The following is a 16,775-nucleotide window of genomic DNA, read 5'->3' as shown; positions in this document are numbered from 1 at the left end:
TGATAAAGAGTTTCATAAGCCATAAAACTAATTATAAACCCAATGAAAATATTAAAGTATATGAAAAAGTACATGGTCATCCTGCCAGTCAGTACCATGACGTTATTTGTCGCACTTCCGAAAGGGGCGAATGCCCAGATCGCAGTGGTGGAAGTAATCAAGGCGGGAGTTAAAAAAGTTATTAAAGCTGTGGATTTAAAGATACAGCGTCTCCAAAATCAAACGATCTGGCTACAAAATGCCCAAAAGGTCTTAGAAAACCAATTATCCAAACTAAAGCTAACGGAAATCGCTGACTGGACTGAAAAACAGAAAAATCTTTATACCGAATACTACCAGGAGCTATGGAAAATAAAATCTGCCATTACTTATTACAAGCGGATTAAGGATTTAACGGCAAAACAGGTTGCGATAGTCGATGAATATAAATGGGCTTGGAACCTCTTTCAGCAAGACAAGCATTTTACTGTTGAGGAACTCGACTACATGGAGAAGGTATATGGTGGAATCCTTGAAGAAAGTATTAAAAATCTTGACCAGATCCTGTTGGTCTTAGCTTCTTTCAAGACGCAAATGAGCGATGCCGAAAGATTGGAAATCATCAACAAGGCAGCTGATCAGATGGAAGCTAACTATACGATCCTCAAAAAGTTCAATTATCAAAACATATCAACGAGTATTCAAAGAGCGGTTTCTCTTGACGAAACAGCAAAATTAAAAGAGATATATGGCATCGAATAGATTAATCAAAATCATAGTACTGACATGTCTTTTATCAGCCTTGACAGTACAGATCAGTCAGGCGCAAACTTTTGCGGAATTTTTTAAACAAAAGAAAACGCAGAAAAAGTACCTGCTTCAACAGATAGCCGCTTTACAGGTTTATATCGGCTATGCAAAAAAAGGGTATGACATCGCAAATAGCGGATTGCAAACCATAAAAGACATTACGGGGGGGGAGTTTAGTCTACACTCAGCTTTCATTACTTCCCTGAAAACCGTCAGTCCTGTGATCCGTAAGCACATTAAAGTAGCTGAGATTCTCGAATATCAGATCAGGATCGGAAAAGTCTTTGGTACGGTAAAATATAGTCCTTATCTGACGACCTCTAATCAGCTATATGTACTCAGTGTTCATGAAAAGGTAATTAATGAGTGCGGAAAAGACTTAGAAGAGTTACTCCTGGTTATTACTTCCGGAAAGGTGGAAATGAGCGATGAAGAAAGAATGCGAAGACTGGACAGTATCTATGAATCTATGGTTGATAAATACGCATTTACGATGGATTTTATTGGGCAGGTTATGGTAATGATCAATCAGGCCGAGAAAGAAGAACAATTTATCAATCAATTAAGAAGGAATTATGAAATCAATTAAAATCAAAATATCAGTTCTGTTGATCCTAATGATGGCGTTTACAGGAAGCAGAATCTGCGCCCAGTCTACTGAAGTCCAGCAATTATTACTAAACGTTGAAAAACTGAGCCAATTAAAGAACATCCTGCAGGACATGAAGAAAGGGTATACCATTGTTTCAGGTGGTTACAATGCCATTAAAAATATCTCTCAGGGCAATTTTTCTCTGCATGATGTTTTCCTCGATGGTTTAATGATAGTCAGTCCTGAAGTTAAGAAGTACAGAAAAGTGGCTGATATAATTGTCTATCAGAAAAGGATAGTTTCAGAATATAAATCCGCCTTTAATCGCTTTAAGGCAACCAATAACTTCAACGTTTTAGAAATAGACTATCTGGGCAGGGTCTATAAACAGCTATTTGATCAGAGCATTGATAACCTTGATCAGCTCGTGCTGATCATTACCTCATCCAAACTTCGGATGAGTGACCAGGAGCGTTTACTGGCCATTGATAAAATATTTGAAGATACCGAGGACAAGTTGATGTTTCTAAGAAGTTTCAACAGTCATGCGCTGGTCTTATCCTTACAGCGGGAAAAGGAAAAAGAAGACCTCGGGCAAACATTAGGCTTATTTCCTTAACCCCAAAACTATGAAAACGAATCAAATTTCGGTTGCAGTCTTTACTGCAACCAGCCTTTTGCTATTTCCCTTTTTGACTATGGCCCAGAGTATAGGTGAGGAGATAGGAGGATTGAACCTCGTGTTGGATAAAGTGTATAACGAGATGATACCGCTTTGCTCCAGTCTTATTTCGGTAGCGAGGGGCATGGCGGGGTTCGGTGCCCTCTGGTTTATCGCAACCCGTGTTTGGGGTAACATTGCCAGGGCGGAACCCGTAGATTTTTACCCCTTATTGCGCCCCTTTGCCATTGGTCTTGCCATTTTGCTTTTTCCGGCACTCATCGCTACCATGAATGGGGTGTTAAAACCAACTGTTATTGGAACAACTTCAATGGTTAAGGATGGCGATAAGGCGATCAAGGCACTTTTAAAACAGAAAGAAATACAATTGAAGAAAACAGATAAATGGAAATATCTGGTAGGGGATGATGGATTAGGAGATAGAAAAGAATGGTACAAACTGACACACCCCGATGACAAAGAAGGAAACAACGAAAACTGGGTTGAAGCCATCGGGAACAACATGAGGTTCTGGTTGGATAAGCAGGATTATAAGATGCGTCACAGTATCAAACAATTTATGTCTGAAGTATTGCAGGTTGTTTATTATGCAGCGGCCCTTTGCATCAATACTTTACGGACTTTCTTTTTAATTGTTCTGGCAATACTTGGCCCTATCGTGTTAGGCCTGTCTGTTTTTGATGGCCTGCAACATACCTTATCCGTTTGGGTTGCCCGCTATATTAACATTTATCTGTGGCTTCCAATTGCAAATATCTTTGGGGCAATTCTCGGGAAAATTCAGCAGAATATGATTAAGCTGGACATAAGTGAGATTGAGCAGAACGGGGATACCTTCTTTAGTGCGACTGATACCGCTTATCTCATTTTTATGATCATCGGAATAGTCGGCTATTTCTGTGTGCCAAATGTTGCCAACATGATCATACATGCTGGTGGAGGTAATTCCATACTGAGTAAAGTTAATTCCATCAGCACCAATACTGCAAATTCAGCAAAGGACATGGCAAAAAAAGGTTACCAGGGTGCCCAGGCAGGTGCAGGAATGATTGTCGACAGTTTTGACAATGCAAGACGCAATTTATCACAAGGAATGGCAGAGGCATCGGGGCAGGACTACTTCAAGGATAAACTCTCAGGCAAATAAACTTTTAATTCCAATTTTATGTTTTCACAACTTAAAAATATAGATACAGCTTTTAAGCACATTAAGACTTTCAGTCTCTTCCTGATTTTAGCTAATACAATCACTATTTGCTTTGTGATCTATAACAATAGCAGAATCACTGAAAGGGCGAGCAATCGCATATATCTGCTTTATAACGGGAAAGTTCTTGAAGCAATAGCTTCAGATAAAAAAAGTAACCTTCCTGTTGAATTAAGGGATCACATCAAGACTTTTCACCAGTATTTCTTTAACCTGAGTCCTGATGATAAAGCGATCCGAAGAACCATTACCAAGGCTTTGTATTTAGCTGATGAATCTGCGAAAAAGCAGTTTGATAATTTAAAGGAATCAGGCTACATCAATAACCTAATCTCAGCGAATATCTCAAAAGATATAGAAGTGGATAGCATTCGGCTCAACATTAACCAATATCCATATCTGTTCACATGCTTTGCTACAGAGAAATTAGTCAGGTCAAGCTCTACAGTTTACCGTAGGCTAATCACGCAAGGAGTTGTTGATGAGCTTAAAGAAAAGACGGACGATAACCCACATGGTTTTCTGATCCGTGGCTGGGAAATACTGGAAAATAAGGACTTACCCTCTAAGCCCTAGCCTATGAAATTCTTTATAAAAAATAAGCGGCCTCAGACAGAAGGCACATTGAGCAGTAAGCTCAGCCTTTGGGTTATCAAGAGACAACGGAAATTGGCAGATTTTTTAAATACAAAAACCCAGTTTCTTAGAGGTAAGACTTTAATCTTCGCCTTAGTCCTGTTCTGTACGATAATCGGCTCTTACTGCCTCTACCTCATAACCAGCAGTTTTTAACAACAAAATATTCACCAAAATTATACAATATGGAAACGAAAAAACGCATAGACAAGCGAAAAGTACTGTTACTGCTTCCGCTATTAATCCTGCCTTTACTTGCATTGGCCTTTAAGTTACTGGGCGGTGGAGAGGGGACAATCGGGGAGGAGCAACAAGCGCTAAAAAAAGGCATCAATACCAGCCTGCCTGACGCAACTTTTAATAAAAATCAGCCAAAGGATAAAATGGCCTTCTATGACCAGGCCGACAAGGATTCCATGAACTCGAAACCAAATGGCCTTGAAAGTGTAGCTAAGCATCTAGGCTTTAATTCTAATGTTGAGCAAACGCAGACAAAAGAGATTGACGCTAAACTGGAAGCCTTAAACAGAGAAATCAACAAACCTGTTGAAACAGGTGGTAATCGTCAAAATCCCTTGTCTCAAAACCCCCAACCCTCGGCACTGAAAAGTGATGTAGACAGATTGGAAGCTTTGATGAAAACCATGCAGGAGAATAATAAAACTGAAGACCCAGAGATGAAACAACTCAATGGCTTAATGCAGAACATCCTTGACATTCAGCATCCCGAACGGGTACAGCAAAAGTACAAGGAACAGCAAAGTATTAGTCCTGATAGTGTTTTCAAAGCCATTCCCGCAACAATAGCGAATAACAAAAAGGCCATTCAAGGTGCGACAATAAAACTTATTTTGAAGGATAGTATTCGCATTAACGGGGTGATAATTCCAAAAGGGCATGAACTGTTTGGTTCCTGCAAAATCGTCAATCAGCGCCTGTTGCTTGATATTAAGCAAATCCGTTTAGGTACTTCTATAATTCCTGTAAACTTATCTGTCTATAGTTTGGATGGTATGATTGGTATTAACGCACCTGAAGCGATGCTGACAGATGCGCTCAATAGTGGAACCGATCAGGCTGTTCGGGATGTTGGTTTAATTGGCTTTGATCAGTCTCTGGCGACCCAAGTTGCAGGCGCTGGAATTGATGCGGCAAAAAATCTCATGAGTAAAAAATTACGAAGGGTAAAAGTTAAACTGGAAGCGGGGCAGATCGTTCTGTTGCGAAACAATCAATTAAAACCTCGTTAGTATGGACGGTCAGGTCAATAGAGCAAAACAACTTTGGGAAAATTGGGAGCATAGAGCATCGCAGATACAGGAACTCACTGGGTCAAAGGAAGATAAGGCCACCTTACAGTTCAAATATAGCTACTTGACCAAGGGTTTGAACCGGCTTTCAATTGATCCCAGGGAAAAAGAAAAACTCTATGTTTTTGCCATTAAAAATGTAACAGCTAAGCTTCAAAAACAGCTTTATCCGAATCCGGTGATCAGGTTCTTTCATAGATTGAATAACTTATTTCTAGAAAAACCTGCGCAGCTCTTCTTATTTAAGGAACAGAAAAAGGAGTGTCTTGAAAAACTTCAGGGACAGCTCAAATCGGCAGGACTTCATCATTTTTCGGGAAACTTAGGTCGGGAACTGGACTTTGAACGTCGAAAGATTGACTTGAAATCGTTGAGTAATCTTGCTGGTGATAGTAAATTGGAGGTTAAAGTTCACCTTGAAAAGGTCAGTGAAGGTTCTTATAGATTTAATGGTTATACAGCTTCCATGATTGATATAGAGGGTGAAAAGAAATCTGCATTCTTTTCAGCACACAAAAATGTTAATCTAAATGAGGCTGTCAATATCCTGGAAGGCAGGCCAGTTTATAAAGGTCACGAAAATGCCGATGGCACCATTAGTCATAGATGGCTTGAACTAACTTATGTAGGAAAACATCTGGAACCGACTCATGAACTGCTCAGTTTTTCACCTTCACATACGTTTGATCTTAAAAAAACACTGCTTGAAAATGCTATCCAACTTGATTTTTACAGTATCGCCAGAGAAGCTGTCCAGCGTGGATTGGAAGCAGGAAATAAAGTTGAATTTCAAATAAATGAAAATGGGAGGTATGCCGTTGCTGCAAATCCTTCAGCCAGAACCGTAGCTTTTTTTGATATAGACAACAAGCCAATTAACCTGGCTTCTTTAAAACAAATCATTCATCCGGCCAAAAAAGAAACAGCTAAAGAACTCAAATTCATTAAGCAGAAAGACATACAACAGGAAAATCACATTCAAATTAATCGTTGAACTAATTCTAAAAAAAATTAAAAGACTATGGGTACAATTAATTTAAACAATCTGGAAGACAGAAAGGCGGACATGCAGGCTCTTGGTGCAAGTGAGCAATCCATAAAAGAAATGGAAGATAAAATGAGGCTGGGGCTGCTTAATTTTACAGTCAGGGAAACAAAACCCGCTACAAATGGACATGTTGATATAACGTATCCGTTTAAACGGCCTGAACATTCCGAAAATTATTACTTCACTAGGTTTACAGCTGCACATTATAAGATTAAGCCATTGGAAGAAGGGCAATCTTATTTTGTCATCACGCCAAAAGATGGAGGGAAAAATGATGTGAAAAAGCTCGATCATCCAATTGATGCAATCGGAGAATTTAAAAAAAGAGATAAGAATTGTGAGCTGGCTGTAGGAAAGGATGTTGCAAACAAAACAACCTTAGCGAGCATGGAGAACGGTACGGTTAATTACGTATCAAAAGATTTCCGTGGAAGTTTTTATGCGAAACCAACGGAACAAACATTTTATTGTGAAGAGGGGAAAGGTTTCACTGCTCCACAAGCAGGCAATATGGTTCAGGGTCGTTCTGTATATCGTGATGATCTGGTCGCTTTCAATACTGGCGAGGTTTATAAAGCCTGGGTTAATCTGGATATTGATAGCGGCAAGAAAGAAAATAGCCCTAATTTTAAGCTAAAGAGCTTTCGTGACCCCGCATACGGCTTTGATTTAACTAAAGTAATTCAGGATTATAAAATCAAGGAATTAGAAAAGCCGGGTGAGCTGGAGAAAATAGATGCTGCTTTGAGAAATGGTGAGAGGCCGTTAGTAACAGTAGTAAAGGAGGGGAAAACCATAGAAGTGAATCTGGAAACTGCTGTGCGTTACGGTAAACTCAATTTTTTTAGACCTGATGGCAAGCCTGAAAAACGGGAGCTGTTTTTAAAGGCACCAGCGTTGGAGAATCAAATGTCCAATAAGGATAGGTCAAAAGAAAATAACCTAGCTGAAAATCAAGCATTGGGTGTTTAGGCATCAAAAGTACGATAACGTTGAAAATAAAAATATTTTGTTAACCATTAATCCTATCAATATGAAGAAGTTTCATGAATTAAAATTATTAATCCTTTTAGCAGAAAGGCATGCTATTGATTTTTACCAAAAAGGTAACAAGACAGCAGGAACCCGATTGCGTAAAGCTTTGTTCGCCTCCAAAACCTTGGCCCATGATATCAGAAAAGATGTGAGTGCCAAAAAGAAAAGTTAAATAAGATTGCTCTTGAATTTTAAGCCTGAATGGAAACATTCGGGCTTTTTTATTGAGCTCATTTCTGCGAACCCAATCCCTTTAGGCATAGTGTTTCTTGGATAGCGTCTCGGTTTATTGGCTTTGCGATATTTTCATGTTTAATTCCCGCTCTTTTTTCCCCACTGTTGTTCCCGTCCTTGATTTCTGTTAACCTTTCACGGCACTATTTCTAAGTGATACTTGCCTTAGAAGGTCATATTAAAATTGCCCCCGACCTTTTTGAATACAAATTAATGAACAATCCCTTTTCCGTCAAGACAGACCCCCTTGGGGTTTGCTGAAAAAAAATCTCCACACCTCGCTACGCTCGGGTAGTATTTTTTTTCGCAAAGTCTTGGCCTTGAAAAAGGGATTGGATTCAGGTGAGGGTATTATCAAAAAGGCAGGAGGCTCCTGCCGACAGATATTTTTTTAACCCATAGTCCCATGAAAACAACCAACGGCAGAAGCCCACCCACAGCCCCTTAGACGCTCACACAAAGCAGATCGTCCCTTATGCCGTATCCGGCCACTATCAATTAAAAATTATTTAATCATTTAAAAATAGAAATCATGAAAATTTCAAAAGTAACTATCAGCGCAACTAAAGGAACAGTTAACAATCAGGCAGTAACAGAAAAAACAGCGATCCGTCCGGCACTAGCTTCAAACAGTACTGCGCTTACACCTAGTAAAACATTTGAGGAGGTAAAAAAAGAAGAAAATGCAGTTATCATGCCAACCCTTCCTGTTGTCATAACCGCAGAGCCACCAAAAGAAGAGGTGAAAGCGGTAGAAAATGTAGTTAATCAACCTATTGCAGAGGCCACAAAAATGGAGATTAAAGAAGATTTGCAGGAAACCAAACCCGCCCGAAATCTGGACAGCACGGTAAAACTGGTTTTAGACTTAAACCGAAGAATCAACCAAAGGGGTAAGCTGTTAGAAACCATTGAAAATTTAGAATCCTTTGAGATCAAACAGCATGAAGATGCGGACGAAACAGAAACCAATCGTTTCAGCCGTTGCATGTTAACTATTGAAGACGATAAGGGGAATGAATTTACTACCAAAAACACCTTTATCATTAGTGCCGTTGCTGCGCAGGTGCTAAACCTATGTTCTGAAAAATTAGGTGAAATAGAAGGCGAAATTTTTATTCCTGCCTAGTAGAAACCTACACCCCCGTATTACGGGGGTGTTTAAAACTTGACATTATGAAAAAGTATTTTTTATATGTAACCATCTGTACAGAAGTAGACAGCGATTTAGAGCCGTCTGACAGCATTCAGGAGGTGAAAAAGGAAGCGTTTTTCCTAATCAGCAATACAGAAAACGTGCGGTTTTTGCACGCTGAGGTGCTACAAATTGAATCTTTTAATCCTTTTAATAACTAAATCATGGCACATAACATCAATTATAACAGCAAAACAGATCAGTACAGTTTTATGAGTGTCAAAGAAAAAGCATGGCACAATTTAGGTCAGGTAATTGAACACTACCCAACCAGTGCCGAAGCCGTAAAATATGCGGGGCTTGATTATGAAGTAGCTAAGCGCTCTAATGTTCACCCTTTACCAAGTGGTCTGAACATTATATCTGATAACAGTTACTTTACTTTCCGGACAGACACAGAAGATATTTTGGGCGGTAAAATTGGGGCTGATTATGAGGTGGTACAAAATACCGAAGCGTTCGCGTTTTTTGATGACATCGTAGGCGGGGACGGTATTAAGTACGAAACCGCCGGAGCATTGGGCAAAGGTGAAATTATTTTTATTACCGCCAAGCTACCGGATTATATACGGGTGGGGCGTGACGACCTGATCGAGCAATATCTTTTTTTAACTTCTACTCATGACGGACTGGGTAGTATTACAATTGCATACACGCCTATACGGATTGTGTGTAATAATACCTTAAACGCAGCTTTGAAAAACAATACAGGCCGTATTAAAATCCGTCACACAGCGAGTGCAACCGAAAAACTGAAACTGGCGCATAAAATGTTAGGTATTAGCAATATGCTGTCCGTAGAAATGGAGGGAATTTATAACAGATGGTCACAGGTCCGCATTACTGATCCTGAATTAAAAAGATTAATACAGCTTGCAATGGTTCCAAATCGGGTGATGTTGGAAAAACTCCGTAAAGGAGAGGACGAACAACTATCGACCAGTTTTAACAATATCATTGAAAACGTATATGAATATGCAATGAGCAGTGAGAGCCAACAAATGAAAACAACCAAAGGAACTGTATTCGGAGCGTTTAATTCAATTACGGGGTATTACCAGAACGTTCGGAATTTCAAAGACGAAGAAGCAAAATTCAAATCAATTATGTCCGGTACTGCAATGAACCGGACGCAATCCGCTTTTAACCTTTGTACTGATTTTGCGAAAATGGGTAACAGCGCACTTAATTAACTGACCAATCACAGGGGGAGTAATCCCCCTTAATGCCTAAGTTATGAAAGCATTACAAAATTTAACAAATACCGAAAAAGCAAGATTGCTATACGATCTTTTCCCTGCCGAAATTCCTCTTTTTTTGGAGGATTTGACCAAGGTTTGTGAAGACCTTAAAGAACGAAAAGAAGCATATATAAAGGAGTGGGATTGTGGTCTTATTACTTTTGAATATTGGTTTTCAATAGCGGAGAATACCGCAGATATCTTAAAAAGACATACTTTTAATATGAAAAAAAGCAGTAGAGTCTTTTCTGATCAATTGTTTTTTATGCACAATAGTCTTTTTGTGAATGATCGTATCGTCAAATATGCAGACCGTAAGAGCAAAAATGAGAAGTTCAAAACTGCGGTTAACTTACTTTATCAACCGTAAGAAATATCTGCTCCCATAGCCAGAATAGCCCTTTATTTGAACTTTAAGAAGGTTGAAATGAGGGCTTTTTTCGTCGGCGCTTTAAGTGATTTATAAGTGATCTGCAATTGACGATAATAGTATTCTATAATCTCTATTAAATCCGTACGGAATGGAACTTACAAAGCCAGGCTCAAATAAATTTATAAAACGCTTCTTTTTGCTAAAAATATTAGTATAAATTTGTTACTATAAATTTAAATGAATGGAGGGGTACAATGAGACAGAAAACGGAGGATGCCAGAAGACTTAGCCACTATGATCAACAGCGTGGAGATTTTAAACGATTAATGCCAATTGTTAAAGAAGCGCTATTGCATAAAGTGTGGCTCTACAACAAATCGAACGGAAATTGGTACACACCAGAAGAATTTCAGGAGAAATATGCAAATAAGGAATTTAATAATTATCAGATCACTAACATTTTGGAGAATATGATAATGCGTGATCCAAAGGGAGGGAATACGGCCTATCATAAAGCAATTGAACTGAAAATCGAACAACATCATAAAGAAATTAATGAACTTAGAAGTAAAGGCGAAAGCTTTTTAAACAAGGTCATAGATTATTACCAGCGCAAGAGGTAGGTGATTGGATTTTATGTCATTGGTATAAACTATTGCGCTGCTCAGAAGGATAAAGCCATCGAAAACAAGACTTGCTATTCTACAGCCTTATTTTGAATCAGTAGATTTTTCCTGATTTACCTCTCTTAACTCTAAATCACCAAATAAAAACAGATTAATTTCGTTCAAATCTGCCCCAATAGCTTTTGCAACCAAGTAGACTTCAAATGCCATCGGCCTAGAATTGGCTTTATTGCAAAGATCATTTATACGTTGTGTAGTTAATCCAGTTCTTTTAGATAAGGAACTTTTGTTGATGTGTCTACGAGCTAGAAATTCGCCAAATCTGGTCATTAATTCATTTTGTTTTTTGGGACATTTTAAATATAGCCCTCAATAAATTAAATCACTTTATTTATTGGTAAATGAAATGTTTAGCATTACATTTGTAATGTTTGGCGTTATTTATTGAGCTTCAAAAAGTGAAATTTAATGCAATCGTGTGTTAGTCAAAATAATTCAAAACCAAATTATATTATATGTTAATAGAATGTAAAACGCCTGCCAATCGTCATTTTAGATACCTAAAGGAAGATGAAATGAATAATCTATTTAGCTGTATTTATGATCTTTGTACCCTAGATTTTTGTATTGAAGATTTAAGACTCGGGGTTATTACTTTGATAAAATCAGCTTACACCACTTCCGAAAAGGCCAGTCTGGATATGCAAAGTCATATAATTAACCAGCGGCAGATTATAAAGATGTTGGAAATTGCATATTATTTGAAGTGTAGCGGGGAAGATTTGGAAGTTTCACAAGAAAACCCCCTTTATAGAAAAGGTAGTTATTGGTTTGGTTACCACGTTGATAATGAAGAATCAATTGGCTATCCTGCTATTTACTTCCGACAATTGACCGACCTTGAAATAAACAATGTGAGGGTGTTTTTCGAAGATTTGTTTTCTTTCATGCCTCTTTCTGATTGGCACACTATGTTGGATAACTTAGTTCTTTGCGCCTGTAGTAACGAAGATTATGATGATACCTACGGAGATAATGGCTGCCCTATGATATTTGTAATGGAATACTTAGAAAAACTGGTCGAAGCAATCTATTTGATCAACTTTATCAGACCTTATTCTGTTAAATAAAATGCTAGTCAGGTTTCGTAAATTAAAGCTATGACCTTACCGACAACTCGTTTATGTTTAGATTGCAGTCGCCCCCTATATGGGCGAACTGATAAAAAGTTCTGTCATGACCAGTGTAGAAGTAACTACAATAATAGAATAAAAGCAGAAAACAATATCATAATCAAATCGGTAAACCTGATCTTAAAAAGAAACCGTGACATACTGGAAATGCTTAACCCAGACAAAGAAACAAAAGTAAGTGCTATTAAGTTAATGGCATCAGGGTTCAATTTTAATTACCATACCCATAGCAATGGAAACTATAGAGGACATACTTGTACCTATTGTTATGAGAACGGTTACGTACGGCTCAGCAATGACGAATATTTATTGATCAAAGTGGTATTAAAGTAAATCGGATAATCTCCAAATTTAAGTGCCACCTATTGAACCATGTCTAAGATTTTTGGGGATGGAAATAGTCATATAGATTTCTATTAAATATAGCACTACGGGGCTATAAATAGTTAAAGGAACTTGGTTTCAGAGGAAGTAATCTAAATAAGCTTAAAGTACGGTCAAAATAAAACTATACATATTCTAAACAATATCTTTATTGAACTGTTCTACAAATTAATGATGCTTGCCAGAATTATATAAAATTATAACAGAATAATATAAATCTAGGAGGAGAAATATCACGTAATTTTGATATTGATGAAAGGAAAACTATCCGTACCATTAAAAGCAGTGTTTTTACTGGTTGTGTTTTTATTAAACACAGTGGTTGGTTTTGCCTGTGCTGTCACTATGCAGAATGGTACTCCTCAACAGGAGCAACATGCCACAGAATCACATAAACATACAGGTCATGATCATGCTAATCATGACCATTCTAAATCAGCGGATGCTCATCACGATTTGACGGATCATCATACCACAAAAAAAGATAAAGATGAATGCTGTAAGGATGAAGTCACAAAACTACTAAAGGAAGACAAAGTATCTCCTTCTAAAATAACATTCAGTATACAACCAGTTACTTTTTTCGCTCTACTTCCCACTTATTATCAGTTAAATGCTTTGGCATCCTCTGTATATCAACCCAATACTAAATATTTCGTAAGAAGCTATCATCCGCCCACATGGGATATAAGGATAAGCATTCAAAGTTTTCAAATTTGATTAAATGATTTCATAGTTTTTGCATGGAGGATGAACCTCTATGCCTATAATTTTCTATAAACCATTGAAATCAAATCATCATGAAAAGAATATTTCTTTTAGTTGCAATTTTAGCAACGTCCCTTGTGCACTATAGTTTTGCACAAGACCACTCGGGTCACACTCAATCTAGCGACCTGATAAATCTTTACTATAAAACCAAGGATGCACTTGTAGCAGGAAATGCTAATCTTGCTGCCTCAAAATCGGCAGAATTGGTTAAGTCATTAAATAGTACTGATGACAAAACTGTCAGTAAGGCAATGAAAGTTTCTTTGTTGGAACATGCAGGTATGATTGCGGAAAGCAAAGAGCTGAAAAGTCAACGTGAACATTTTGCAGGTCTTTCTGACGGAATGATTGCACTCGCTAAATCTACGAAGTTATCTGCCGAACCTATTTACCAACAATATTGCCCCATGAAAAAGGCCAACTGGCTAAGCAGTGAGAAAGCAATTAAAAATCCTTATTACGGCAGCTCTATGCTGACATGCGGCAAAGTAGTAGAAACCATTAAGTAATCTTTTTATAATTAGCCTCAAGCATCATGTTTGGGGCTTTACTTGTATTTTAATAAAAACATCATGAAAAATATCATATTTAGTTTGGCTGCGTCCATCCTTTTTTTAGCTGCCTGTAGCAATGAAACAAAGAAGAACGAAACTACTTCCAGTGCTGATAGTATAACAGCAGCCGGGGTAGACACTACTCCAAAATCGCAACAGGAGTCACCAATCAACAACATTATTAGTGCTTATTTACAGTTAAAGAATGCACTTACAAAAGATAACGATAAAGATGCTGCATCGTCTGGTAAGGCGTTGGAAACTGCATTCGCAGACTTTGATAAATCTTCTTTGACCGCAGATAAAGCTAAGCTATATGATGATATAGCTACCGATGCCAAGGAACATGCGGAACATATTGGCGCAAATGTCGGCAACATTAAGCATCAGCGTGAACATTTTGAAACCCTAAGTCAGGATATTTATGATCTGGTTAAAGGATTTGGTGCAAGTCAGAAGCTATATGTTGACCATTGCCCGATGTATAATGAGAACAAAGGTGCAAATTGGATTAGTGAGTCCAAAGACATCAGCAATCCTTATTTGGGACAGGCTATGCCAACTTGCGGTACTGTTAAAGAGGAATTGAAATAATAGCCATGAACGGCATAAAGAAAATACTTCTTGGGTTATTAGTAATCCTTATAATTATCCAGTTTATACACCCTGCCCGCAACAAAAGTGGGCAGGGTATGCCAAATGATATTTCCAAAATGGTTGCCATGCCAGGTGATGTACAGGGAATCTTGAAGAAGGCCTGTTATGACTGCCATAGTAACAATACAGATTATCCCTGGTATATTTATATACAGCCCATGCATTGGTTTATGAATTATCACATAGAATCTGGTAAAGAAGAACTAAATTTTAATGAATTCGGCACTTACACTCCAAGAAGACAGCAGAGTAAATTACGTTCCATAGAGAATAGTTTAAAAGATGGCACTATGCCCTTGTCTTCTTACACCCTGATCCATAGAAATGCGATTTTGAGCGAAGCGGAGAAATCGCTAATTATCAATTGGGTTCAAAACTCAAAGGATAGTTTAAAAAAAGGATCTTTAACTAACCCTTAATCACCAAAGACATGAAAAACATATTAACGGCCTTTTTATTGATTCTTTATTCTATAGCTTCTGCTCAGGATAACAAAGGAACGAAGATGCAAAAAAAAGAAGACAATAAGCAGGTGGAGACTATCTATACCTGTCCCATGCATCCGGAAATACAGTCTAATAAGCCTGGAAACTGTCCGAAATGTGGTATGAAACTCGTGGTTCAAAAAACAAAAGCTGCTAAACCAAAAGCGTCTGCCCCAGCTAAGAAGAAACAACCTGCAAAGGCATCAGATATGGGTGATATGAAGATGCCAATTAAAAAACAAGGAAGTAACGAACCATCAAAAGGGGTATCTTATACTTGTCCGATGCACCCCGAAATACACGCTTCTAAGCCCGGTAATTGCCCTAAGTGCGGAATGAAACTGGTGCCAGAAAAAATTAAGACTACTACACCTAAGCATGACCAAATGGAAATGCCTATGAAAGATACTCCCAAAAAGAATGACAAAGAGGAAGACATGGGTGGTATGGACATGGGGGATAACAGTACCACATTAGAAAACATTAAAAAGGCAAAGGTAAATTTAGGGCCAATTAAAACTATTGCAAGTAATGTCCCACCTCGTACTGTTCGCTATGATCTTTACATTGCTGATACAACTGTAACCTATGGCAAGAAAACAAAAAGGGCAATTGCTGTTAACGGACAGATACCAATGCCAACTTTAACGTTTACCCAAGGTGATACGGCTTTAATATATGTACATAACAAACTGAATGAGGAGACATCTCTGCACTGGCATGGCCTGTTTTTGCCAAATCAGATGGATGGAGTTCCTTTCCTAACCCAAATGCCTATTAAGCCACATTCTACCTATATATATAAATTCCCCATCGTTCAGCATGGTACACATTGGTATCATAGTCATAGTGAGCTGCAGGAACAGATTGGGATGTATGGCGCATTCATTATGAACAAAAGGAAAGAATGGGATATCCCAACTATTCCGGTGGTATTGAGTGAATGGACAGATATGAAGCCTGAAGAGGTACACCGAAGCCTGAAAAACGCCAACGATTGGTTTGCAATTAAAAAAGGGACGACCCAAAGTTATATAGAGGCGATTAAATCGGGTCATTTCAAAACTAAATTGACCAATGAGTGGAAACGTATGAATGCCATGGATGTTAGCGATGTCTACTATGATAGATTTCTGATAAATGGCAAAAACCAGAATGAACAGCCCCAATTTAAAGCAGGTGATAAAGTAAGACTTCGTATTGCTAACGGCGGGGCATCTGATTATTTCTGGTTGACTTACGCAGGAGGTAAAATCACCGTCGTTGCTACCGATGGAAACGATGTAGAACCAGTAGAAGTTGACAGATTAATTATAGCTGTATCTGAAACTTATGATGTGGTGGTAACCATTCCGGAAAATAAAAGTTATGAGTTTTTAGTTACACCTGAAGACCGTACTAATTCTGCATCACTTTGGTTGGGTAATGGAGAGAAAGTCCCTGCTCAGAAGCTGCCAAAGTTGAAGTACTTTGCTGGAATGAAGATGATGAATGATATGATGGATATGAACGGTAACATGGTGGAAATGGAAGGCATGAAAATGCAGAATCAGGTTATGGATATGAATACCGTCATGTACCCGGAAGTAACGGGCGAAGAAAATCCGAAAGCAAAAACCAAAAAAAATGCAATGTCCGGTATGCAGATGCCAAATGATAAAAGCATGGCAGGAATGAACATGGGAGCTGATAGCCCTGATATAGTTACATTGAACTATAATATGCTCCGTGACCCAAAGAAAACAACGTTACCTAAAGGCCCA

At 38.2% G+C, this 16,775-nt stretch carries 22 protein-coding genes; 21 read left to right on the top strand and 1 reads right to left on the bottom strand.

The genetic code is table 11. The features are described 5' to 3' along the window. Positions 1-60 precede the first annotated feature (60 nt). The 14 genes from R2Q66_RS21960 (at position 61) to R2Q66_RS21895 (ending at position 10,965) form a co-directional block, all read left to right on the top strand. Positions 61-741, top strand: coding sequence for a conjugal transfer protein TraI (locus R2Q66_RS21960; RefSeq protein WP_316753277.1), 681 nt, complete (start codon positions 61-63; stop codon positions 739-741). Continuing rightward, positions 728-1,378 (top strand): hypothetical protein, encoded by a 651-nt coding sequence (locus R2Q66_RS21955; protein WP_316753275.1) that lies wholly within the window; start codon positions 728-730, stop codon positions 1,376-1,378. Before R2Q66_RS21960 ends, R2Q66_RS21955 begins: the two co-directional genes overlap by 14 nt. Next, on the top strand, positions 1,365-2,000 hold the full coding sequence (locus tag R2Q66_RS21950) for a TerB family tellurite resistance protein (RefSeq protein WP_316753273.1): 636 nt from the start codon (positions 1,365-1,367) through the stop codon (positions 1,998-2,000). Before R2Q66_RS21955 ends, R2Q66_RS21950 begins: the two co-directional genes overlap by 14 nt. A gap of 10 nt (positions 2,001-2,010) precedes the next feature. Continuing rightward, on the top strand, positions 2,011-3,210 hold the full coding sequence (gene traJ, locus R2Q66_RS21945) for a conjugative transposon protein TraJ (RefSeq protein ID WP_316753271.1): 1,200 nt from the start codon (positions 2,011-2,013) through the stop codon (positions 3,208-3,210). An 18-nt stretch (positions 3,211-3,228) separates the two neighbouring features. Next, entirely contained in the window at positions 3,229-3,846 is a 618-nt protein-coding gene (gene traK, locus R2Q66_RS21940; protein ID WP_316753269.1) for a conjugative transposon protein TraK, read from the top strand. A 245-nt stretch (positions 3,847-4,091) separates the two neighbouring features. Further along, a complete protein-coding gene (gene traM / locus R2Q66_RS21935; protein ID WP_316753268.1) occupies positions 4,092-5,156 on the top strand; it encodes a conjugative transposon protein TraM in 1,065 nt (354 codons plus the stop codon). 1 nt (position 5,157) lies between these two features. After that, positions 5,158-6,210, top strand: coding sequence for a hypothetical protein (locus R2Q66_RS21930; RefSeq protein WP_316753266.1), 1,053 nt, complete (start codon positions 5,158-5,160; stop codon positions 6,208-6,210). Positions 6,211-6,237: 27 nt separating this feature from the next. Then, positions 6,238-7,236 carry a hypothetical protein gene (locus R2Q66_RS21925; RefSeq protein WP_316753264.1) on the top strand — a complete coding sequence of 333 codons (999 nt, stop codon included), beginning with the start codon at positions 6,238-6,240 and terminating at the stop codon, positions 7,234-7,236. 61 nt (positions 7,237-7,297) lie between these two features. Next, entirely contained in the window at positions 7,298-7,471 is a 174-nt protein-coding gene (locus R2Q66_RS21920) for a histone H1 (protein ID WP_316753262.1), read from the top strand. Positions 7,472-8,065: 594 nt separating this feature from the next. After that, positions 8,066-8,662 (top strand): hypothetical protein, encoded by a 597-nt coding sequence (locus tag R2Q66_RS21915; RefSeq protein ID WP_316753260.1) that lies wholly within the window; start codon positions 8,066-8,068, stop codon positions 8,660-8,662. Between the two features lie 47 nt (positions 8,663-8,709). Continuing rightward, positions 8,710-8,889 carry a hypothetical protein gene (locus R2Q66_RS21910; RefSeq protein WP_316753258.1) on the top strand — a complete coding sequence of 60 codons (180 nt, stop codon included), beginning with the start codon at positions 8,710-8,712 and terminating at the stop codon, positions 8,887-8,889. Positions 8,890-8,892: 3 nt separating this feature from the next. Next, entirely contained in the window at positions 8,893-9,921 is a 1,029-nt protein-coding gene (locus R2Q66_RS21905) for a DUF932 domain-containing protein (RefSeq protein ID WP_316753256.1), read from the top strand. A gap of 43 nt (positions 9,922-9,964) precedes the next feature. Further along, positions 9,965-10,339 carry a hypothetical protein gene (locus R2Q66_RS21900; protein ID WP_316753254.1) on the top strand — a complete coding sequence of 125 codons (375 nt, stop codon included), beginning with the start codon at positions 9,965-9,967 and terminating at the stop codon, positions 10,337-10,339. A 257-nt stretch (positions 10,340-10,596) separates the two neighbouring features. Continuing rightward, positions 10,597-10,965 (top strand): hypothetical protein, encoded by a 369-nt coding sequence (locus R2Q66_RS21895; protein WP_316753253.1) that lies wholly within the window; start codon positions 10,597-10,599, stop codon positions 10,963-10,965. A gap of 87 nt (positions 10,966-11,052) precedes the next feature. On the opposite strand, the gene R2Q66_RS21890 is transcribed toward R2Q66_RS21895, so the two are convergent. Next, positions 11,053-11,298, bottom strand: coding sequence for a helix-turn-helix domain-containing protein (locus tag R2Q66_RS21890; RefSeq protein WP_316753252.1), 246 nt, complete (start codon positions 11,296-11,298; stop codon positions 11,053-11,055). Positions 11,299-11,483: 185 nt separating this feature from the next. Here R2Q66_RS21890 and R2Q66_RS21885 point away from each other — a divergent pair, with 185 nt between their 5' ends. The 7 genes from R2Q66_RS21885 to R2Q66_RS21855 all read left to right on the top strand — a co-directional run. Beyond that, positions 11,484-12,098 carry a hypothetical protein gene (locus tag R2Q66_RS21885; protein ID WP_316753251.1) on the top strand — a complete coding sequence of 205 codons (615 nt, stop codon included), beginning with the start codon at positions 11,484-11,486 and terminating at the stop codon, positions 12,096-12,098. 30 nt (positions 12,099-12,128) lie between these two features. Then, entirely contained in the window at positions 12,129-12,494 is a 366-nt protein-coding gene (locus R2Q66_RS21880; protein WP_316753249.1) for a hypothetical protein, read from the top strand. Positions 12,495-12,797: 303 nt separating this feature from the next. Next, complete coding sequence (locus tag R2Q66_RS21875) at positions 12,798-13,265, top strand: HYC_CC_PP family protein (protein ID WP_316753247.1); 468 nt, start codon at positions 12,798-12,800, stop codon at positions 13,263-13,265. An 80-nt stretch (positions 13,266-13,345) separates the two neighbouring features. After that, on the top strand, positions 13,346-13,825 hold the full coding sequence (locus R2Q66_RS21870; RefSeq protein WP_316753245.1) for a DUF3347 domain-containing protein: 480 nt from the start codon (positions 13,346-13,348) through the stop codon (positions 13,823-13,825). A 63-nt stretch (positions 13,826-13,888) separates the two neighbouring features. Continuing rightward, positions 13,889-14,464 carry a DUF3347 domain-containing protein gene (locus R2Q66_RS21865; RefSeq protein ID WP_316753243.1) on the top strand — a complete coding sequence of 192 codons (576 nt, stop codon included), beginning with the start codon at positions 13,889-13,891 and terminating at the stop codon, positions 14,462-14,464. A gap of 5 nt (positions 14,465-14,469) precedes the next feature. Further along, positions 14,470-14,946, top strand: a complete 477-nt coding sequence (locus R2Q66_RS21860; RefSeq protein ID WP_316753241.1) for a heme-binding domain-containing protein — start codon at positions 14,470-14,472, stop codon at positions 14,944-14,946. 11 nt (positions 14,947-14,957) lie between these two features. Further along, positions 14,958-16,775: multicopper oxidase domain-containing protein (locus R2Q66_RS21855; RefSeq protein ID WP_316753238.1), on the top strand; the 1,818-nt coding region annotated here is incomplete at its 3' end.

Origin of the sequence: Pedobacter gandavensis, from assembly GCF_032677645.1 — a bacterium.
Classification (GTDB): Bacteria; Bacteroidota; Bacteroidia; order Sphingobacteriales; family Sphingobacteriaceae; genus Pedobacter; species Pedobacter gandavensis_A.
Note: the sequence above shows the minus strand (reverse complement) of the source record. Positions and strands in the feature narration are given on the sequence as shown.

Excerpts from the sequence above, each read along its gene's own strand:
- R2Q66_RS21890 (WP_316753252.1), bottom strand. The coding sequence starts at position 11,298 with ATGACCAGATTTGGCGAATTTCTAGCTCGTAGACACATCAACAAAAGT.
- R2Q66_RS21875 (WP_316753247.1), top strand. The coding sequence starts at position 12,798 with ATGAAAGGAAAACTATCCGTACCATTAAAAGCAGTGTTTTTACTGGTT.
- R2Q66_RS21870 (WP_316753245.1), top strand. The coding sequence starts at position 13,346 with ATGAAAAGAATATTTCTTTTAGTTGCAATTTTAGCAACGTCCCTTGTG.
- R2Q66_RS21900 (WP_316753254.1), top strand. The coding sequence starts at position 9,965 with ATGAAAGCATTACAAAATTTAACAAATACCGAAAAAGCAAGATTGCTA.
- traK (WP_316753269.1), top strand. The coding sequence starts at position 3,229 with ATGTTTTCACAACTTAAAAATATAGATACAGCTTTTAAGCACATTAAG.
- R2Q66_RS21905 (WP_316753256.1), top strand. The coding sequence starts at position 8,893 with ATGGCACATAACATCAATTATAACAGCAAAACAGATCAGTACAGTTTT.
- R2Q66_RS21960 (WP_316753277.1), top strand. The coding sequence starts at position 61 with ATGAAAAAGTACATGGTCATCCTGCCAGTCAGTACCATGACGTTATTT.
- traM (WP_316753268.1), top strand. The coding sequence starts at position 4,092 with ATGGAAACGAAAAAACGCATAGACAAGCGAAAAGTACTGTTACTGCTT.
- R2Q66_RS21860 (WP_316753241.1), top strand. The coding sequence starts at position 14,470 with ATGAACGGCATAAAGAAAATACTTCTTGGGTTATTAGTAATCCTTATA.
- R2Q66_RS21895 (WP_316753253.1), top strand. The coding sequence starts at position 10,597 with ATGAGACAGAAAACGGAGGATGCCAGAAGACTTAGCCACTATGATCAA.
- R2Q66_RS21925 (WP_316753264.1), top strand. The coding sequence starts at position 6,238 with ATGGGTACAATTAATTTAAACAATCTGGAAGACAGAAAGGCGGACATG.
- R2Q66_RS21880 (WP_316753249.1), top strand. The coding sequence starts at position 12,129 with ATGACCTTACCGACAACTCGTTTATGTTTAGATTGCAGTCGCCCCCTA.
- R2Q66_RS21910 (WP_316753258.1), top strand. The coding sequence starts at position 8,710 with ATGAAAAAGTATTTTTTATATGTAACCATCTGTACAGAAGTAGACAGC.
- R2Q66_RS21885 (WP_316753251.1), top strand. The coding sequence starts at position 11,484 with ATGTTAATAGAATGTAAAACGCCTGCCAATCGTCATTTTAGATACCTA.
- R2Q66_RS21950 (WP_316753273.1), top strand. The coding sequence starts at position 1,365 with ATGAAATCAATTAAAATCAAAATATCAGTTCTGTTGATCCTAATGATG.
- R2Q66_RS21865 (WP_316753243.1), top strand. The coding sequence starts at position 13,889 with ATGAAAAATATCATATTTAGTTTGGCTGCGTCCATCCTTTTTTTAGCT.
- traJ (WP_316753271.1), top strand. The coding sequence starts at position 2,011 with ATGAAAACGAATCAAATTTCGGTTGCAGTCTTTACTGCAACCAGCCTT.
- R2Q66_RS21930 (WP_316753266.1), top strand. The coding sequence starts at position 5,158 with ATGGACGGTCAGGTCAATAGAGCAAAACAACTTTGGGAAAATTGGGAG.
- R2Q66_RS21920 (WP_316753262.1), top strand. The coding sequence starts at position 7,298 with ATGAAGAAGTTTCATGAATTAAAATTATTAATCCTTTTAGCAGAAAGG.
- R2Q66_RS21915 (WP_316753260.1), top strand. The coding sequence starts at position 8,066 with ATGAAAATTTCAAAAGTAACTATCAGCGCAACTAAAGGAACAGTTAAC.
- R2Q66_RS21955 (WP_316753275.1), top strand. The coding sequence starts at position 728 with ATGGCATCGAATAGATTAATCAAAATCATAGTACTGACATGTCTTTTA.